This window comes from Streptomyces sp. CA-251387 (assembly GCF_050936625.1).
Lineage (GTDB): Bacteria > Actinomycetota > Actinomycetes > Streptomycetales > Streptomycetaceae > Streptomyces.
In genome coordinates, this window is sequence record NZ_JBNJMJ010000001.1 from 3,507,123 (window position 1) to 3,523,319 (window position 16,197).

A 16,197-nucleotide genomic window follows, 5' to 3' on the forward strand; every position below is an offset into this window, starting at 1 on the left:
GCACGGCCGTCACGAGGACACCTTCGCAGGGCCTACCGGGCCGCGCCGACCGGCTCCTCCGGCTCGGCCTGCCCGAGGAAGGTCCGCCACAACTCGGCATACCGCCCGCCCCGGGCCAGCAGCTCCTCATGCGTGCCGTCCTCGGCGACCCGGCCGTGGGCCATCAGCACGACCCGGTCCGCCCGGGCGGCCGTGGTCAGGCGGTGGGCCACGACGAGAGTTGTACGGCGGCCCGCGAGGCGGTCCGTCGCCTGGTTGACCTGGGCCTCCGTGGCCAGGTCCAGCGCGGCCGTGGCCTCGTCGAGGAGCAGGATGTCGGGGTCGACCAGCTCGGCGCGGGCGAGCGCGATCAGCTGGCGTTGCCCGGCGGAGAGGTTGCGGCCGCGCTCGGCGACCTCGTGGAGGTAGCCGCCGTCGAGGGTGGCGATCATCTCGTGGGCGCCGACCGCGCGGGCCGCGGCCTCGACCTCGGCGTCCGTCGCGTCCGGGCGGCCGTAGGCGATGGCGTCGCGCACGGTGCCCTGGAAGAGGTACGCCTCCTGCGGGACGACGCCGAGACGGTGGCGGTACGACGTGATGTCGAGGGCACGCAGGTCCGTGCCGTCGACCGTGACCCGGCCGCCGGTCGGGTCGTAGAACCGCGCCACGAGCTTGACGAGGGTGGACTTGCCGGCGCCCGTCTCACCGACGAACGCGACCGTCTGCCCGGCGGGGATGCGCAGGTCGATCCCGCCCAGGGCCTCCTCGTCGTCGCCGTACGCGAAGTGCACGTCCTCGAAGGCGACCTCGCCCCGCAGCGACAGCACCTCCAGCGGCTCCTCGGCCGCCTTCGTCGACGTCGGCTCCTGGAGCAGCTCCTGGATGCGGCCGAGGGAGACCGTGGCCTGCTGGTAGCCGTCGAAGACCTGGGAGAGCTGCTGGACCGGCGCGAAGAACAGGTCGATGTAGAGCAGGTACGCCACCAGCGCGCCGGTCGTCAGCGTCGCGTCGTCGATCCGCATCCCACCCACGATCAGCACGGCCGCCGCGGCCACCGACGAAAGGAACTGCACGAAGGGGAAGTAGATGGAGATCAGCCACTGGCCGCGGATGCGGGCCCTGCGGTAGCTGTCGCTTCGCTCGGCGAACCGTGCGCCGCCGTCCCGCTCGCGCCGGAAGGCCTGCACGATCCGCAGCCCGGACACCGACTCCTGGAGGTCGGCGTTCACCAGCGACACACGCTCCCGGGCGAGTTCGTACGCCTTCACGCTCGCGCGGCGGAAGAAGTACGTCGCGATGATCAGCGGCGGCAGCGTGGCGAAGACGACGAGTGCGAGCTGGAGGTCGATCACCACGAGGGCGACCATGATGCCGAAGAAGGTGACGACGGAGACGAAGGCGGTGACCAGACCCGTCTGCAGAAATGTCGACAAAGCGTCAACGTCGGTCGTCATCCGCGTCATGATCCGGCCGGTCAGCTCCCGCTCGTAGTAGTCGAGTCCGAGCCGCTGGAGCTGGGCGAAGATCTTCAGGCGGAGGGAGTACAGGACGCGTTCGCCGGTGCGCCCGGTCATCCGCGTCTCGCCGATCTGCGCCGCCCACTGGACCGTCACGGAGAGCAGGGCGAGCAGCGAGGCCGCCCAGATGGCGCCGAGGGCCATCTGTGTGACGCCCGAGTCGATGCCGTGCCGGATCAGCACGGGCAGCAGCAGGCCCATGCCGGCGTCCACGGCGACGAGCCCGAGGCTGATCAGCAGGGGGAGCCCGAAGCCGCGCAGCAGCCGCCTCAGGCCGTACGACTCCTCCGGCCGGACCGCGCGGCCCTCGTCGATGTCGGGGGTGTCGGTCGCCGGGGGCAGGGCCTCGACCTGGGCGAGCAGTTCCGGGGTGGCCGGGGACTCGGAGAGCGCCAGATCCTTGCGCTCGCGGTCGCCCGTCCACAGCCTCGGCGTCACCCCGCGCTCGGCGTCGAACTCGGCGTCCAGCTCGTCGCGTACGGAGGTGTCCTCCTGGGGGCAGGCCGGCTGGGCGTGGCCGGGTGAGACGCCGCCGAGTTCGTCGGGGTCGGTGAGGAGGCGGCGGTAGAGGGGGGAGCGTTCCTGGAGTTCCTCGTGGGTGCCGATGTCGGCGAGGCGGCCGGCGTCGAGGACGGCGATGCGGTCGGCGAGGTTGAGGGTGGAGCGCCGGTGGGCGATGAGGAGGGTCGTCCGGCCCTCCATGACGTGCTTCAGCGCCTCGTGGATCTCGTGCTCGACGCGGGCGTCCACCGCCGAGGTCGCGTCGTCGAGGACGAGGAGGCGGGGGTCGGTGAGGATCGCGCGGGCGAGCGCGACGCGCTGGCGCTGGCCGCCGGAGAGGGTGAGGCCGTGCTCGCCGACCTTGGTGTCGTAGCCGTCGGGGAGCTCGGCGATGAAACGGTCCGCCTGGGCGGCGCGGGCGGCTGTGCGGATCTCCTCCTCGGTCGCGTCGGGGCGGCCGTACGCGATGTTGTTGCGGACGGTGTCCGAGAAGAGGAAGGAGTCCTCGGGCACCAGCCCGATCGCGGCGCGCAGCGAGTCGGAGGTCAGCTCGCGGACGTCGTGGCCGCCGACGAGGACGGCGCCGCGCGTGACGTCGTAGAAGCGCGGGAGGAGGAGCGAGACGGTGGACTTGCCGGAGCCGGAGGAGCCGACGACGGCGAGGGTCTCGCCGGGCCGGATCTCGAAGCTCAGCCCGTCGAGGACGGGGCGCTCATCGTCGTAGCCGAAGGACACGTCGTCGAACTCGACCGTCGCGGGGGCGTCGGCGGGGAGGGTCTTGGTGCCCTCCTTGATGGACGGCTCGGTGTCGATCAGTTCGAGCACGCGCTCGGTGCCCGCCCGGGCCTGCTGCCCGACGGTGAGGACCATGGCGAGCATCCGGACCGGGCCGACGAGCTGGGCGAGGTAGGTGGAGAAGGCGACGAACGTACCGAGCGTGATGTGCCCGCGGACCGCCAGCCAGCCGCCGAGGGCGAGCATGGCGACCTGGCCGAGGGCGGGGACCGCCTGCAGGGCCGGGGTGTACCTGGAGTTGAACCGGATGGTGCGCAGGCGCCCCGCGAAGAGCCGCCGGCTGACGTCCCTGAGCTTCCCGGTCTCCTGCTCCTCCTGCCCGAACCCCTTCACCACACGTACGCCGCTGACGGCCCCGTCGACCACGCCCGCGACGGCGGCGGCCTGGGCCTGGGCGTACCAGGTGGCGGGGTGCAGCTTGGTCCGGCTGCGCTTGGCGATCCACCACAGGGCGGGCGCCACGGCGAGGGCGACCAGGGTGAGCGGGACGGACAGCCAGGCCATCACGACCAGGGAGATCAGGAAGAGCGCGAAGTTGCCGATGGTCATCGGCAGCATGAAGAGCAGGCCCTGGATCAGCTGGAGGTCGCTGGTGGCCCGCCCGACGACCTGCCCCGTGGACAGCTCGTCCTGCCGCCGCCCGTCGAGCCGGGTGATCGTGCCGAACATGTCGGTCCGCAGATCGTGCTGGACGTCGAGGGCGAGGCGGCCGCCGTAGTAGCGGCGGATGTAGGTGAGGACGTAGACGAGGAGCGCCGCACCTATGAGCGCGCCCGCCCAGACGGCCATGGACCGGCTGTGGTCGCCGATCACGTCGTCGATGATCACCTTGGTGATCAGCGGGACGATCGCCATGACGGCCATGCCGGCGAGCGAGGAGCCGAGGGCGAGGATCACGTCCTTGGGGTAGCGCCAGGCGTAGCCCCACAGTCGCCGTGCCCATCCCCGTTGCGGTCCCACGCCGGTGCCCTCCGTTTTTCGTCCTGATCTACCGGAAGGCACCAACGCGCGACGAAGCGGATTTCATCCCACTGCAATACTCGGGACTGCTCAGCGGCTGGATTCAGACGCGTACCCGCAAGGAGTAGAACCGCGTCGTCTGCACCGCGTTCTGGTTGTCGTCGCTGACCAGCAGCACCTTCAGGCGCCCCTTCGAGTACCCCGTGACCGCCATGCCCTCGATGTTGTCGAGGAGCGGGTTCGGCTGGGGCTGCTTGGCGGTCGCTCCCAGTGACGGGCAGTTCACGAGGTCGGCGAGGAGCGTCTTCTTGATCAGGCGTACGTCGTCCTGCCCCGTCAGGTTCTCGATGCCGCTGGTGTCCGTCGCACGGCGCGGGTCGGCCAGGTAGAGGCGGACCGTGTTGCCGACGCCGGAGGTGAAGCCGCGCTCCAGGACGAGGAGGCGGCCGTCGGGGGTCGCCTGGACCTCGGGGACGCCGAGGCCGGCGTCCGCGCGGTAGGCGTACTGGCGGCCGGGCTCGAAGGGGCCGCCCGCCGGCCGGGTGCGCTGCCAGGTCTGGAAGCGGACGATGCCCGCGCTGTCGCCCTGCAGCGCGTACTCCATCGACGCGAGCAGGGTGCGGCCGCCGGGGAGCAGGGTCAGTCCCTCGAAGGTGCCGTTGGAGACGGCGCGGCCGGCCGGGGCGACGCGGAGGGCGTCCGGGACGGGGAGCCGGTCGAGGATCTTGCCGTCGCGGGAGTAGCGGCGTACGGACGGCTCGGTCTCCGACGAGATCAGCCGGGTGCCGTCCCGGTCGACGACGAGGCCCTCGGAGTCCAGGGCGGCGCCGTTCTCGTCGGCGAGCGGGACGACGGCCTGCGGGGCGAGCGTCTCCCGGTCGAGACCGAAGAGGGCCGAGCGGTCGGAGACGGCGGCGAGGGAGCCGTCGCGATCCACGGCGAGCGCGGAGAAGTTGCCGACGAAGGTGCCCTCGTACGTCGTCTTGTCGAGCGCGTCGGAGAAGCGGTCGATGGAGACGGAGGGCGAACAGGCGTGATTCTCCTGCGAGTTGGCGTGAGCGTTCGCCGGGCCGACGGCGGTGAGGCAGGTGGCTGCCGCCAGGCCCGCGGTGGTGGTCGCGAGTACGGTTCTCAGGCGCATGGGCGTCACCGTAGGGCGGGTGGGTGACGCAGGGTAGGCCGCCGCGTTAAGGGTCGGAGGGTCAGCTTGCCGCCAGGTCCCGGTGTATGACCTTGGCGACGCCCTGAATGGTCGTGATGCCGTAGTTCATGGTGCTGTTGCCGTGCGTGAGGACGGTGATCATGTAGTCGTGGCCGCCGCCCTTGAAGGCGCCGACACTGTGCACCCGCCAGCCGTTGGTGGAGCGCTGCAGCCAGCCGTTCTTGACGGCCACGGAGACACCGGACGGCGCTCCGTACGGCGTGCCCCAGCGCTGCGAGGAGACGACCTGGCCCATCAGCTTCAGGATGTAGGCGCGCGAGTTGTCGCTGAGCACCGAGTTCCTGGCGGTGATGAGCTTGAGCAGCTTCTGCTCGTCGGTGACGGTGATCTGGGTCAGGCCCCAGTAGCCGTTCGTGCCGGGCTTGGTCTGGGTCATGCCGGCGGCGGCGAGGAAGCCCTTGATCTTCGTCATGCCGAGCTGCTTCCACAGCGTGCGGGTCGCCTCGTTGTCCGACTTGGTGATCATGGCCTTGGCGAGCGCCACCTCGCGGTCGGTGAGGTACCGGTTGTGCTTCTTCGCGTCCCACAGCAGCGTGGCCAGCACGGTCACCTTCACGACGCTGGCGGAGTCGAAGGCGGTGGAGGGGCGCAGAGCGCAGGTGGTGTTCGTGGAACGGTCGTAGAGGCCGACCGCGATCGTGCCCTTGCGGTTGGCAAGGGCAGCGGTGATGTCCCGCTTCAGCTTGTCGGCGAGACCGGCCTTGGCGGACGTACAGCTGACGGTGGGTGCGGTGGCCGCGACGGCGGGCGTGGCGGCGGCGATGGACGTCATGACGACCACAGCGCCCATACCCGCCGCAACGACGGCTCTCGCGCGCCTGGAAACGCCTGTCGACTTCTCGCTCGTTGTCCCCTGAGTCATGTCCTGTTGACAACGAGACGGCATGGAAGGTTGTACGCATGATGACCGCTGACGGCGTATTTTCCGTCCTGTCCTTGCTCCGAAAGGCGCAGGCCGACGTCTGGATCGGGGGCGGCCACCGCGACCTGGACCTGATGCACCGCCAGGACTTCAGTGAGTGGGTGATCGCCCACCCTGGGAGTCAGTGGCCCTGCTCAGGGCCACTGCAAAGGAGTACGGACACCATGACTGACCGAGCCATCCCCAAGACCCCGCACGGCCCCGCCCTGGTCTTCCCGGCATCCGGTTGGTCGTCGTTCGTCACGGCGGTCAAGGGCGGCGAACTCGGCTCCTAGCCCTTGTCGTACTCGTCATGGCGGCGCAGCCAGTGCATCTGCTCGCCCTCCTCATGGCGGCCCAGCGGCGCACGGTCGAGGAGGCCGTAGTAGGCCATGGCGGGTTCCAGGCCGCGTGCGGTGGTCACGTACGTCCGGTAGACGGTGCCGTCCGAGAGCGCGTAGGCACTCAGTCCCGGTCCCTCGGTGACGTAACCGGCCACGTCCGTGCCGCACGCCTGCGCCATCTGCCGTACGGTCGCCGGGTAGCCGCCCTCCAGGAACGGCTTCAACTCCTCGGCGGTGTAGACGAACCCGAGGTCGCGGTGGAAGTCGCCGCCGCCGCTGGAGACCCAGTCGAAGCCCCAGCCCATCCGCCGCCGGTAGCCGAGGAGTTTGTCGAGCGGCGCGCGTGACGAGCAGATCAGCGTCACGTCACGGGCCTTGAGATGGACCGCGTTGGGGCTGAGGGTGTCCGCGATCGAGGAGCAGACCGGGCAGCCCGCTTTGTACGGCGGACCGAACATGAAGTGGTAGACGAGCAGCTGCGAGCGCCCGTCGAAGAGGTCCGCGAGCGACTTGGGTCCGTCCTCGGTCTCGAAGCCGTAGTCCTTCTCGACCGGCACCCAGGGAAGCTCCCGCCGCTTGCGGGCGAGCTCGTCGCCGCGGCGGGTGAGCTCCTTCTCCTGCGCGAGCAGGTCGGCTCGGGCCGCGTCGAACTCTTCCTGTGTGCCGACCCTGTGCTCGGGCATCGCCTTTCCCTCCTGCAGGGGAGGCCATACGTCCACCGTACGCGCGCGGCGAGGAATTCTCTTTGCGGACTGCTTTGCGGGCACGATGCCCCCGTACTACACGACCGCCCTCGCCCCGGGTATCGCGGCGCTGTGCGGAGGCGGCGGCGTGATGCTGCTGCGCGCGTTCCGCGCCGACCGGCGGTGGGCGTGGGTGCTGCCGGCGGGCCTCGCAGTCACGGCGATCTGGGCCGTCGTCCTGCTCCACCGGGCCTCCGGCTGGAACACCTGGCTGTGGCCGGCGATCGCGGTGGTCATGGCGCTGGCGATCGTGGGGCTGCTCGTCTTCCGCTCCGTGTCCGGGGCGCGGCCGCGGCTGCTGGCGGCCTCGCTGGTGGCGGCGATCGTCGCGGCGGTGGCGGGTCCGGCGGCGTACGCCTGGTCGGTGCCGTCCGGTTCGGGCGGCGGAGGCGGCATGGGCGGCGGGACGAACCCGACGGCCGGGCCTTCGACGGGGAGCGGCTTCGGCGGGCCCGGTGGGGGCAGTGGCCGGGGTGGCTTCCCGGGCGGCGGGGACGGCACGCCCGGTGGCGCTCAGCAGGACGGCCGGAACAGCCAGATCGGCGGGCTCGGAAGTCAGAACGGCGGAGGGGCAGGTGGGACCACCCAGATGCCGGGCGGCGGGAACGGCGAACTACCCGGCGGCCAGGCCTCCGGCGCCACCGGCGAGATGGGCGGTACGCCCCCGAACGGCACCGGCAGCAGCGGTACGACCCCCGGCGGCACGGACACCGGCAGCGGCGGCCAACCCGGCGCCATGGGCGGTGGCGGCGCCACGGTCGGCGGCCCCGGCGGCGGTATGGGCGGCGCGAGCAGCGAGCTCATCACGTACCTCAAGAAGCACCAGGACGGCGCCAAGTGGCTGCTGGCGGTGTCGAGTTCGCAGAGCGCGGCCCAGCTGATCCTCGGCAGCGGCGAGCCCGTCATCTCCATGTGGGGCTGGTCCGGTTCCGACAAGGCGATGACCCTGGCCAAGCTCAAGGAGCTGGTGAAGAAGGGCCAGTTGCACTACATCCAGCTCGGCGGCGGCATGGGCGGCGGCCCCGGCGGCGGCAACAGCCTCAGCTCCGAGGTCACGGCGTGGGTGCAGGAGCACGGGACAGCGGTGAAGGAGAGCGAGTACAGCAGCACCTCGCAGTCCTCGCAGCCCCCCGGCTCCCAGTCCACGACGTCCACCGTCTACCGCCTGGACCCGTCCGACGTGAGCCGAACCAGCCAGGCCCCGGCGCCGGGAAGGCCCCGACTCCCCAGTCAGGCCTTCCCGGCGCGTCAACTCGCGTAGACAGGCCCCGATTTGCCGTTTCCCGTCACCCAAAAGACATGTACCGGCCCTCGACACCACCGCATGTCCATGCCACTCTCCCATCTGCCGCCTCCATTCAACCCGCGTAGATGGGACACCCCACATGCTGGCGACACGCATACGCAGCTGGAAGTCAGTGGCACTGACCACCGCAGCCGTCCTGGTCGGGCTGACCGCCCCCGCGGTGACCGCGACCCCGGCCGCCGCCACTACGACCGCGTACGACTCGACGTACTACAAGAACGCGGTTGGCAAGACCGGCACCAGCCTCAAGTCGTCGCTGCACACGATCATCAGCAGCCAGACGAAGCTGTCGTACTCGGCGCTCTGGGAGGCGCTGAAGGTCACGGACCAGGACCCGAACAACAGCAGCAACGTGAAGCTGCTGTACTCGGGCATCTCCCGCAGCAAGTCCCTCAACGGCGGTGACACCGGCGACTGGAACCGTGAGCACGTCTGGGCCATCTCGCACGGCGACCTCACCACCTCGACCGGCCCGGGCACCGACCTGCACCACATCCGCCCCGAGGACGTGCAGGTCAACTCCATCCGCGGCAACAAGGACTTCGACAACGGCGGCAGCAGCTTCACCAACTCCGGCGGCAGCCTGACCGACTCCAACTCCTTCGAGCCGCGCGACGCCGTCAAGGGCGACGTGGCCCGCATGATCCTCTACATGGCCGTCCGCTACGAGGGCGACGACAGCTGGTCCGACCTGGAGCCCAACGACAGCGTCAGCAACGGCAGCAACCCGTACATGGGCCGTCTGTCCGTCCTGAAGGCCTGGAACGACGAGGACCCGCCGGACGCCTTCGAGGAGCGCCGCAACCAGGTCATCTACGACACCTACCAGCACAACCGCAACCCGTTCATCGACCACCCGGAGTGGGTCGAGGCCATCTGGTAGGCCACCGGGCCCTGCCCGGTCGCCATGGACGCGCCAGGGGTCCGTCGGCTCCTGGCGCGCTCAGTCACCACCTGTGCAGCGGAGTGACCTGCGCCGATCCGATGCCGTTGACCCGGCTATGAAGAAGATCAGCGCGCTCGCCGCGCTCACCATGGCAGGCCTCCTCCTCGCCACCCCGGCCCACGCCGACGACGGCAACCGGGGCCGTATCAACATCGCCGGCTACCGGGACTTCTCCACCGCCAACATCTGCAGGCAGGCACTCGCGCTCGTCCCGGTGGCGGCACCGTGGACCGGCCCCGCGCTGGACGACGCCTGCTACAACCGCGACCACGTCGACGACACGCGCGAGCCGGGCCGCTGACGCGTCACGCCGTGAGGTGCGTCGGCGCGAACATCCGCAGCACCGCCGGAAGGACGACCACCGAGGGCCCGGGCGCGGACAGCGCCTTCGCCAGGTCGGTCTCCAGTGTCTCCGGGGTCGTACGGACCCCGGGGACGCCGAAGGACTCGGCGAGCGCCACATAGTCCGGCCGCGTCAGCTCGGTCGCCGTCGCCTCGCCGAAGGCGTCCGTCATGTACTCGCGCAGGATGCCGTAGCCGCCGTCGTCGACGATGAGCCAGGTGACGTTCAGGTCGTACTGGCGGGCCGTCGCGAGCTCGGCGATCGAGTACAGCGCGCCTCCGTCGCCGGACACCGCGAGCACCGGGCGCGTCGGGTCCGCGGCCGCCGCGCCGAGGGCCGCCGGGTAGCCGTAGCCGAGGCCGCCGGCGCCCTGGGCGGAGTGCAGGAGGTTGGGGCCCTTGGCGTCGAAGGCGGACCAGGCCCAGTAGGCCAGGATGGTCATGTCCCAGAAGGACGGGGAGCCGGCCGGCAGGGCGCGGCGCACGGACGCCAGCACCTCCTGCTCCAGGGTGAGTTCCTGGGCGGCGATGCGGTCGGCGACCTTGGCGAGGACCTCGCGGACGCGCTCCGGCGCGGACGGATCCGTGCGCTCGTCCACCGTCTCCAGCAGCGCCTGCAGGGCGAGGCGCGCATCCGCGTGGATGCCGAGCGCCGGGTGGTTGGACTCCAGCTTGCCGAGGTCCGCCTCGATCTGGATGACCCGGCCCCGCGGCTTGAACGTGTGGTAGTTCGAGGACAGCTCGCCCAGGCCCGAGCCCACGACGAGCAGTACGTCCGCGTCCTCCAGGAAGTCCGTCGTGTACCGGTCCTCGATCCAGGACTGGAGCGACAGCGGGTGCGTCCAGGGAAACGCGCCCTTGCCGCCGGGGGTCGTGACGACCGGGGCCTGGAGCCGCTCCGCCAGCTGCTTCAGCTTGCCCGACGCGTCCGCCCGTACCACTCCCCCGCCCGCGATGATCGCCGGGCGGGCCGCCTTCGACAACAGGTCGGCCGCCACCGCGGTCAGTTCGGGGCGCGGCGGCAGCTCCTCGGGGAAGGCGTCGCCGCCCGTCACCACCGGGATCGACGTCTCGGCCAGCAGGACGTCCTGCGGGATCTCCACCCACACCGGGCCGTGCGGGGCCGTGAGCGCCGACTTCCAGGCCGCCTCGATCGCGGAGGGGATCTGCGACTGGGTGCGGACCGTGTGGACCGACTTCACCACGCCCCTGAACGAGGCCGCCTGGTCCGGGAGTTCGTGCAAATACCCATGCCTCCCACCCCCCAGGCCAGCCGTCGGGATCTGGCTGCTGATCGCCAGCACGGGAGCGCTCGCCGCGGCCGCCTCCTGGAGCGCGGCCAGGGAGGTCAGCGCCCCCGGCCCCGTCGACAGCAGCAGCGGCGCCGCCTCGCCCGTGATCCGGCCGTACGCGTCCGCCGCGAACCCGGCGTTGTTCTCCACCCGCAGTCCGATGTACCGCAGGTCGGAGCGCCGCAGCGCGTCGAACATGCCCAGCGCGTGCTGGCCGGGCAGCCCGAAGACCGTCGTCGCGCCGAGCCCGGCCAGCGTCTCCACGACCAGGTCTCCACCGGTGCGGCCGGCGGGAGGATTCAGGGCGGCAGCGATCTGCGCCTGAGTCGGGCGGAGTACCAGGTCGTGGTCGTGAGTCACTTCGCTTCCGAGTCCTTCCGGGCCGCCGCGATCTGGCGGGACATGATCGTGGTCAGTTCGTACGCCGTGTGGGACGCGGCCACCGACGTGATCTCGGCGTGATCGTACGCGGGCGCCACCTCGACGACGTCCGCCGAGACCAGGTTGCAGGACGCCAGGCCGCGCAGGATCTCCAGCAGCTCGCGCGATGTCATGCCGCCCGCCTCGGGGGTGCCGGTGCCGGGCGCGTGGGCCGGGTCGAGGCAGTCGATGTCGATGGAGATGTAGAGGGGCCGGTCGCCGATGCGCTGGCGCAGCTGGTCGGCCACCTCGTCGGCGCCGCGGCGGTAGACGTCCGCCGAGGTGACGATGCCGAAGCCCATCTTCTCGTCGTCGGTCAGGTCCTGCTTGCCGTACAGCGGGCCGCGGATGCCGACGTGGGAGAGCGCCTCGGTGTCGAGGATGCCCTCCTCCACCGCGCGCCGGAAGGGCGTGCCGTGGGTGTACTCGGCGCCGAAGTACGTGTCCCAGGTGTCGAGGTGGGCGTCGAAGTGGAGCAGGGCCACCGGGCCGTGCTTCTTGGCGACCGAGCGGAGCAGCGGGAGCGCGATCGTGTGGTCGCCGCCGAGGGTCATCAGGCGGGCGCCCGTGCCGAGCAGCTCGTCGGCGGCGGCCTCGACGGTCTCCACGGCCTCGTTGATGTTGAACGGGTTCACGGCGATGTCGCCGCCGTCCGCCACCTGCGCCAGCGCGAACGGCGACGCGTCCTGCGCCGGGTTGTACGGGCGCAGCAGCCGGGACGCCTCGCGGATGGCGTTGCCGCCGAAGCGGGCGCCCGGCCGGTACGAGACGCCCGAGTCGAACGGCACGCCGACCACGGCGACGTCGGCGCGGCCGACCTCGTCCAGGCGCGGGAGCCGGGCGAAGGTCGCGGGTCCGGCGTACCGCGGGATGCGGGAGGAGTCGACGGGGCCGCGGGGCGTCTCGTTGCCAGTCATCGTGAAATGCCTTCTTTCCTACGCTTCATCGCGTATGCGGGTTTTGCTCCTACGACTCTACTGGGGAGCCGGGACCGGTTCGGACACGAGTTCGGGAGCCCGCCCGGCGAGACGCTCACGCCAGGCGGCGAGGACGGCCGCGTCGGTCGGCCTCGTCATCAAGGAGACGGCGATGTACGCGGCGAGGGAAGACAGCAGGCCGTAGTAGACGGGCTCGTTGGCGAGAATGCCGTGGGTCGCCATCAGGGTGATCACCGCCACACCACCGACGACGACCGAGGCGAGCGCGCCCTGCACGGTTCCGCGCCGCCACAGCAGCCCGCCCAGGATCGGCACGAGCAGTCCGCCGACGAGCAGGTTGTAGGCGACGGTCAGCGCCTCGACGACGTTGTTCAGCGCGATGGCCGTACAGATCACGGCCACGCCCATGACCAGGATGAAGGCGCGGTTGCCCGTGACCTCGTCGTGCGCTTCCGCGTCCGGTCGCACGGCTCCCCGCAGCCGCGACCAGATGTCGTTGTTGGCGACGGTCGCGCAGGCGATGAGTGCGCCGGAGGAGGTGGACATCACCGCGGCGAGGGCTGCGGCCAGCACCAAGCCCCGCACGCCGACGGGGAGTTCGTCCTTGACGATGGTCGCGAAGGCGTCGTCCGCGTTGCCGAGCTTGGGGTAGAGCACCTTGGCGGCCGTACCGATGACGGCGCCGGCGAGGGCGTAGGCGAGGCAGTAGGTGCCGGCGACGGTGCCGCCCCACTTGGCGGTCTTGTCGCTGCGGGCCGTGAAGACGCGCTGCCAGATGTCCTGACCGATGAGCATGCCGAAGGTGTAGATGAGGACGTACGTGAAGATCGTCTCGCCGCCGATGCCCAGCGGGTCGAAGTACTCGGTCGGCAGCTGCGCCTTCATCTCGCTGAACCCGCCGGCCTTGACGACGGCGATGGGCAGGAGCAGCAGGAGCACGCCGACGGTCTTCACCACGAACTGCACCATGTCGGTGAGGGTGATCGACCACATGCCGCCGAGCGTCGAGTAGGCGACGACGATCGAGCCGCCGAGGACGATCGCGACCGTGCGGTTCATGTCGAAGAGGACGTCGAAGATCGTGGCGTACGCGATGGTCGAGGTGACCGCAAGCATGAGGGTGTACGCCCACATGACGACACCGGAGATGACGCCGGCCCGGCCGCCGTAGCGCAGGTCGAGCATCTCGGAGACGGTGTAGACCTTGAGACGGGCGATGCGGGCGGAGAAGAAGACGGACAGGGCGAGCAGTCCGAGCCCGATGGTGACCACCATCCAGGCGCCGGAGAGCCCGTACTGGTAGCCGAGCCCGACGCCGCCGATGGTGGAGGCGCCGCCGAGGACGATCGCCGCCATGGTGCCGGAGTACATCGTGGGGCCGAGCCGGCGCCCGGCGACCAGGAACTCGCTCTTGGACTTGGCGCGGCGCATGCCCCACCAGCCCATGGCCAGCATTCCGGCCAGATAGACGACGATCACGGTGTAATCGATGGCCACGGGGCCCTCCTTCGCTCGGTCTCGCCGGCGGGTGATGAGGATTGACCCTAGGTGGCTGGAAAGCGACTGCGAAGTGTACGTTTCATCCATTCGAGACCGACCGGATGGAGGGAACGCACACATGCCGGAGCCGACCGTTCCTCCCACCCCACCGGTACCGCTCTCCGCCCTCCTGGCCCGTGAGGACCTGGCCCTGCGCCAGATCGCCGGCCCGTCCGACCCCGGCATCGTGATCCACTGGGCGCACACCTCGGAGATGGCCGATCCGTATCCCTATCTGCTCGGCGGGGAGCTGTTGCTGACGGCCGGGGTGCACATCCCGGAGGCGGCGGGTTCGGGCACCTACTTCGACGACTACGTGTCGAGGATCGTGGCGGCGGGCGGCGCGGCGCTCGGCTTCGGGCTCGCTCCCGTCCACGACACGGTGCCGCGCGCCCTGGTGGCGGCCTGCGAGGCCTATGAGCTGCCGCTGCTGGAGGTCCCGCCGCAGACCACCTTCTCCGGCGTGGCCCGCGCGGTCTGGCAGCTGATGGCCCAGGCCCGCCACGCCGAACTGCGCCGCGTGACGGAGGCCCAGCAGAGCCTTGCGGCGGCCGCCTCGCGCCCGGACCCGGTACGGGCGGTGCTGCGGCAGCTGGCGCAGCGGGTCGGGGGCTGGGCGGTGCTGTACGGGCCGGAGGGGGCGGAGGTCGCCTCGGCGGGGCGAGGGCCGCAGGACACGGTGAGCGGGCCGCTGGCCGAGCTCGCGGCGGTGGTACGTCCCTCGGGAACGGGGACTCCCACCTCCGCCACCGACACCGCCGCCGGCACCCACCTCGCCGCCTACGCCCTAGGCGCCGGCCGCGGCTTCGTCCTCGGGGTCGTCGCCCCGCGGCGGGACCCCGGCGACCACACCATCGCCTCCGTCGCCGCCGTGCTCCTGTCCCTTCTCACCGGCGAGCACCAGAGCGGCTCGGGAGCGGCCCGGTCCTCGGCGCTCGTACGGCTGCTGCTGGGCGCCGAGCCGCAGGCGGTGGCCCCGCTGCTGGGCGCCGGCGACTGGCTCGTGGTCCACGGCCGCCCCGACGCCCAGCCCTGCGACCCGGTGGCGGCCTCGGCGCTGGGCGCGGCGCTCGGCTCGCCGCTGGTCGACCTGGCGCGGGACGTCGTACGCGTCCTCGTCCCGGCGGACCGCGAACCCTCCCCGCAGCCCGGCTGGACGCTGGGCGTCAGCGCCCCCGCGTCGGCGCCGGACTGGCCTGCGGCCGACACCCAGGCGGCCCGGGCCCTGTCCCGGGCGAGGGCGACCCGCACGCCCCTGTTCCGGCACGGCACGCACCGCCCGGCCCTCGCCGACCTGCTCTTCCCCGACGAGGCGGAGGCGCACGCCCGCACCCTCCTCGCGCCCCTGACGACCCCGCTCACCGAGACCCTGCGCACCTGGCTCTCCCTGCACGGCAGTTGGGACCGCACGGCCGTCGCCCTGTCCGTCCACCGCAACACCGTCCGCCAGCGGATCGCCCGGTGCGCGGCGCTCCTCGGCACGGACCTGGACGACCCGGACGTACGGATGGAGCTGTGGTTCGCCCTGCGCCACGTCGAACTGCCCGGCACCGGGCGGTCGACCGCACAGTGACCCGCGTCGCACGCGCCCCGGACTCGGCCGTTCCCCCAGTCGTCTGCCTCACAATGGGGACCATGCCGATACCCGGGACACCCAGCCGCGCCGAGCTCGTCGACCACCTCGTCAGAACCCGTATCGCGGGCGACGTCGCCACTCCCCGCGAGAACAACCTCTCCCACTACCGCAAGCTGGCGAACGGCGACCGCCACTACTGGCTCGGCCTGGAGCTCGGTGACCGCTGGAGCGACGAGCAGGACGTGCTCGCGGTGATGGCGGAGCGCGTCGGCGTGAACGACGACCCGGAGTACCGCCACGGCCAGGACACCATCGACCCCGAGCTGACGGTGGCCGCGCTGGAGCGGATGGCGGGCCGGCTGCGCAAGGCGGCGGAGGGCCGCCAGCGCGTCCTGTTCGCCACCGGCCACCCGGGTGGCCTGCTCGACGTCCACCACGCGACCGCTGGCGCTCTGCGCACGGCCGGCTGCGAGATCGTCGTCATCCCGGACGGCCTGCAGACGGACGAGGGGTACGTCATGCAGTTCGCGGACGTCGCGGTCCTGGAGCACGGCGCCACCCTCTGGCACACCCACTCCGGCGACCCGATGAAGGCCATCCTGACGGGACTCGAGCGCGCGGGACGTCCCCTGCCGGACCTGGTCGTGGCCGACCACGGCTGGGCCGGCTACGCCGGGCAGCACGGGGTCGACTCCGTCGGGTACGCGGACTGCAACGACCCGGCGCTGTTCCTCGCGGAGGCCGAGGGAACGGTGCAGGTGGTGGTCCCGCTCGACGACCATGTGGTGAGCCCGCGCCACTACGACCCGATGACGGCGTATCTGCTGGGTGAGGCGGGCCTGGTCGACTAGGGATTGACCACGGCCGTCGTCGTGG

12 protein-coding genes and 1 pseudogene are annotated in these 16,197 nt (G+C 71.4%); 6 read left to right on the forward strand and 7 right to left on the reverse strand.

Annotated features, from left to right (window positions below; all coding sequences use genetic code 11):
• Nucleotides 1–32: 32 nt before the first annotated feature.
• The 3 genes from ACQEV2_RS15520 to ACQEV2_RS15530 all read right to left on the reverse strand — a co-directional run bounded on the left by ACQEV2_RS15520 (nucleotide 33) and on the right by ACQEV2_RS15530 (nucleotide 5,746).
• Nucleotides 33–3,752, reverse strand: coding sequence for an ABC transporter ATP-binding protein (locus ACQEV2_RS15520; RefSeq protein ID WP_433040687.1), 3,720 nt, complete (start codon nucleotides 3,750–3,752; stop codon nucleotides 33–35).
• Nucleotides 3,753–3,855: 103 nt separating this feature from the next.
• Nucleotides 3,856–4,893 (reverse strand): esterase-like activity of phytase family protein, encoded by a 1,038-nt coding sequence (locus ACQEV2_RS15525; RefSeq protein ID WP_433040690.1) that lies wholly within the window; start codon nucleotides 4,891–4,893, stop codon nucleotides 3,856–3,858.
• A 61-nt stretch (nucleotides 4,894–4,954) separates the two neighbouring features.
• The gene (locus ACQEV2_RS15530; protein ID WP_433040693.1) at nucleotides 4,955–5,746 is read right to left on the reverse strand and encodes a serine hydrolase; all 792 of its coding nucleotides are present in this window, start codon (nucleotides 5,744–5,746) and stop codon (nucleotides 4,955–4,957) included.
• A 314-nt stretch (nucleotides 5,747–6,060) separates the two neighbouring features.
• On the opposite strand from ACQEV2_RS15530, the gene ACQEV2_RS15535 reads away from it, so the two are divergent.
• The gene (locus ACQEV2_RS15535; protein ID WP_433040696.1) at nucleotides 6,061–6,171 is read left to right on the forward strand and encodes a DUF397 domain-containing protein; all 111 of its coding nucleotides are present in this window, start codon (nucleotides 6,061–6,063) and stop codon (nucleotides 6,169–6,171) included.
• Here the strand turns inward: ACQEV2_RS15535 and ACQEV2_RS15540 are convergent.
• Nucleotides 6,168–6,902: a DUF899 domain-containing protein gene (locus tag ACQEV2_RS15540; RefSeq protein WP_433040699.1), complete on the reverse strand. Its 735-nt coding sequence runs from the start codon at nucleotides 6,900–6,902 to the stop codon at nucleotides 6,168–6,170. The two genes, ACQEV2_RS15535 and ACQEV2_RS15540, sit on opposite strands and share 4 nt — an antisense overlap.
• 79 nt (nucleotides 6,903–6,981) lie before the next feature.
• Between ACQEV2_RS15540 and ACQEV2_RS15545 the strand changes: the two are divergent.
• The 3 genes and pseudogenes from ACQEV2_RS15545 to ACQEV2_RS15555 all read left to right on the forward strand — a co-directional run.
• A pseudogene (locus tag ACQEV2_RS15545) lies at nucleotides 6,982–8,148 on the forward strand (hypothetical protein); the annotation flags it as partial.
• A gap of 199 nt (nucleotides 8,149–8,347) precedes the next feature.
• A complete protein-coding gene (locus ACQEV2_RS15550) occupies nucleotides 8,348–9,151 on the forward strand; it encodes an endonuclease I family protein (protein ID WP_433040702.1) in 804 nt (267 codons plus the stop codon).
• 118 nt (nucleotides 9,152–9,269) lie between these two features.
• Nucleotides 9,270–9,515, forward strand: coding sequence for a hypothetical protein (locus ACQEV2_RS15555; protein ID WP_433040705.1), 246 nt, complete (start codon nucleotides 9,270–9,272; stop codon nucleotides 9,513–9,515).
• A 4-nt stretch (nucleotides 9,516–9,519) separates the two neighbouring features.
• On the opposite strand, the gene ACQEV2_RS15560 is transcribed toward ACQEV2_RS15555, so the two are convergent.
• The 3 genes from ACQEV2_RS15560 to ACQEV2_RS15570 are packed head-to-tail and all read right to left on the reverse strand — an operon-like array spanning nucleotide 9,520 to nucleotide 13,703.
• A complete protein-coding gene (locus ACQEV2_RS15560) occupies nucleotides 9,520–11,208 on the reverse strand; it encodes a thiamine pyrophosphate-binding protein (RefSeq protein WP_433040708.1) in 1,689 nt (562 codons plus the stop codon).
• On the reverse strand, nucleotides 11,205–12,185 hold the full coding sequence (gene speB / locus ACQEV2_RS15565; protein WP_433040711.1) for an agmatinase: 981 nt from the start codon (nucleotides 12,183–12,185) through the stop codon (nucleotides 11,205–11,207). Before speB ends, ACQEV2_RS15560 begins: the two co-directional genes overlap by 4 nt.
• Nucleotides 12,186–12,242: 57 nt before the next feature.
• Entirely contained in the window at nucleotides 12,243–13,703 is a 1,461-nt protein-coding gene (locus ACQEV2_RS15570; protein ID WP_433040714.1) for a sodium:solute symporter, read from the reverse strand.
• A gap of 121 nt (nucleotides 13,704–13,824) precedes the next feature.
• Between ACQEV2_RS15570 and ACQEV2_RS15575 the strand changes: the two genes are divergently transcribed.
• Nucleotides 13,825–15,318 (forward strand): helix-turn-helix domain-containing protein, encoded by a 1,494-nt coding sequence (locus ACQEV2_RS15575; RefSeq protein WP_433040717.1) that lies wholly within the window; start codon nucleotides 13,825–13,827, stop codon nucleotides 15,316–15,318.
• A gap of 62 nt (nucleotides 15,319–15,380) precedes the next feature.
• Nucleotides 15,381–16,172: a phosphatase gene (locus ACQEV2_RS15580; protein WP_433040720.1), complete on the forward strand. Its 792-nt coding sequence runs from the start codon at nucleotides 15,381–15,383 to the stop codon at nucleotides 16,170–16,172.
• Nucleotides 16,173–16,197: the final 25 nt, after the last annotated feature.